The 2,868-nt window shown below is 40.1% G+C and carries 1 protein-coding gene and 1 pseudogene; both read left to right on the plus strand.

What is annotated here, in order from left to right:
• Positions 1–734: 734 nt before the first annotated feature.
• Positions 735–1,250, plus strand: a complete 516-nt coding sequence (locus ACFQI7_RS37660; RefSeq protein WP_377518621.1) for a type 2 periplasmic-binding domain-containing protein — start codon at positions 735–737, stop codon at positions 1,248–1,250.
• Positions 1,251–1,479: 229 nt separating this feature from the next.
• Positions 1,480–2,248, plus strand: a pseudogene (locus tag ACFQI7_RS37665) (nucleotidyltransferase domain-containing protein).
• The last annotated feature ends 620 nt before the right edge of the window (positions 2,249–2,868 follow it).

Genomic DNA, 2,868 nt, shown 5'->3' on the forward strand with positions numbered 1-2,868 from the left:
CCCTAAAAAGGATTTCAACAGTGGTAACAGCTTACTTTTCCGTCGATCGCTGCAATACATGGTGATGAAATCCTACGAATGAGTGAGAATACGTGAGATAAACGCTTAAAACCGAGGGACGGGCAGGATAGTTGAATGATTTCGCGAATAACTTAAGTCATGACGAATTTACGAAGTTCGCAAAAAAGACGTTATGCGTAACTTCCGTAAACCAATAAATAACAGATAGAAACATGGTTGATGAAGACTTAAAGAAGTTATAGTGAAAGACATTCAAGATAGGAAGGGCATGTCGGGACGAGAACTCGAAGAGGCGACTGCCAACGGTACACAAGAATAGGAAGAGCATGCCGGGACGAGAACTCGAGGAGGAGACAGCCAACGGCACTCAAGAATAGAAAGAGCATGCCGGGACGGGAACTCAAAGAGGCGACAGCCAACGGCACTCAAAAATAGGAAAGGCATGCAGGGAGGAGTATTCGAAGAGGCGACAGCCAACGGCACTTTTTTTTGCGGGTAATACAAAAGATGTCGGAAGCAACGCATAACACCGTATTCACGCTGCGGGGGACAAGCCCCCTTGGTCTGCCCGAGGTTTTTCGGGGAAGTGGACCAGGCAGACAATCCTGCGAGCCTAAGTCCTGACGGACCCGGCGCTATGGCGCCTTAAGGCTCTCGGATTCGTGAATACAAGAACGTTAGATGAAATAACTGCAATATAAAGAAGGGATTAAATGATGAATATTCAAAGGCTAACTTTTTTATTTATTAAAGGCGTTTCACTGTATTTTTTATTTAATTCAGTACTGCAATTAAATGAAATAGCAAGCAATATAATACAGAGGTTGATTTATCCTGGTTTATATGAGGGGATATCAAGAAATACGATTATTGCGATATCTTCTAGTGGTATTTATCTAACTTTTGCGGTTATTTTATGGATATTTGCTAAGAAAATTAGTAAGAAGATTATTTTAAGAGACGAAGAAATTGAGCAGTTTGATCTAAGAGGTTTATTACAGCTAGGCATTGGTTTGATAGGAATATATTCATTAGTTATGGATATATCAAGTATTTTATGGATTTTTCGTGAAAGTGTTGCAGAACAATATGGATTAGAGCATGATGAAGGACAATTTGGAATAGTTTTGGATTTAGTAGTATCAATACTAAATGTATCTGTTAGTTTGTTACTAATATTTAAGGCTTCATGGATTTCACAGAAGTTACATTCGATATGGAATAAGTAAGTTTGCAAGTACAATCAGGGAAGGCAGTTACTTCATCTAACACCGTATTCACGCTGCGGGGGACAAGCCCCCTTGGTCTGCCTGAAGTAAATTCGAAGAAGTCGAATCAGGCAGACAACCCTGCACCACCTCACCGCATCGCGGCCGGCACTACGTGCCTTAAGGTGGTGAGGGTTCGTGAATACAAGAACGTTAGCCGAAAGAAGTTCTTAGTTTAGGAGGAGTCTATATGATATTAGAAAAAGTTATAAATAGAATTGTAATACAAAGTGAATATAAGGATTTTGTTGATAAGTATATAGATAATATACTTACCGAATTTAAAGGTAAGATTCATAGCATTTATATGTGTGGCTCGATTCCAAAAGGAACTGCTAAACCTTTTAAGTCAGATGCAGACTTTACTATTGTATGTGTAAATCCCAAAGATATTGATTACGAAAGATTGTCAAATATTAAAAACAGGCTTTTGGAAGAATATCCAGTAGTAACTAAGATTGATACGATAATTTGCTCGATTGACGATGTATTAAGTAAACCAAATGAGTGGGGTTTTTGGGTTAAGATAATTTGTGTTTGCATATATGGTCATGACGTTGGTGAAAAAGTACCACCCGATAATTATTTCTCCAGAGTTCATTTTAGACTTAAATACAGAGACCAAGGAGGAAGTAGATCGTATACATAGTTTACTTTCTAATGCTAGTGATAACACAATGAAAACTAGATATATTAAAGGTTACTCTAAGAGATTAATTCGTGCATTATACTCTTTGGTTTTAGAAGATACAGGTGTATGGCAAGATGACATTATTAAGATGAAGAATGCCATATTAAACTATTGTGAGATTGACTCCGCTTTAGTTGATTATCTGTATGCTTGTTACTTGGATAGTAATGTACTTGTTGAAGAGTTTCTGGGAATTGCAGATGAAGTATATAGCTATTTTGAGAACGCCTTAAATGCAATGGCTGCTTCCAGAACTTCCTTCGGCTAACACCATATTGACGCTCCGGGTCACTCTGAGAAGCGAGTGACCACATCCAGCCCCCTAAGCCCGTCGGGACGTGTCTGCATTAGGTGTTCGGCAAGCCTCACAACTATAAGCAGCGACTCTAATTAAAACATAAGACTATTGAGCTCCCTCAGAGAATAAGGATTTTCTCACGAATGCTCGCTCATTCGCAGGATTTCACGTACCTTGTTTAAGTAGGAGTTTAAATGAGTAGATAGTGTGGTTGGGCAGATCCGTTTGAGCGCATGCAGGAACAGAAGGTGCTGATTTATTTACAACATCTTCCATGAAAAGTTTTCTGCACGTCTCTCTCCACAAGGTCCTTGGGATTCACTCTCCCAAATCTCGACGGGTCTATGCCCTCACATTCCTTCGTCCTATCTATCCAAGGTGTGGAGTCCGATCAACGTTAACGGAACGGGTCTAGGCCCTAAAGCGCAATAATCTCGGTACTCCGTGCTTTCTTTGTGAAATTCTGCGAATGAGCCAATCTACGTGTTTGGGTTGCGATTTTAGTTTTAAGCTGCTAACGGCAGCTGAGCCTTATCTACGGAGAATTCTTGTCCTTCTTTCGCCATGGCTACAAGCATCCGAGCGAGTTT

It is taken from the genome of Paenibacillus allorhizosphaerae, assembly GCF_042659105.1.
Lineage (GTDB): Bacteria > Bacillota > Bacilli > Paenibacillales > NBRC-103111 > Paenibacillus_G > Paenibacillus_G allorhizosphaerae.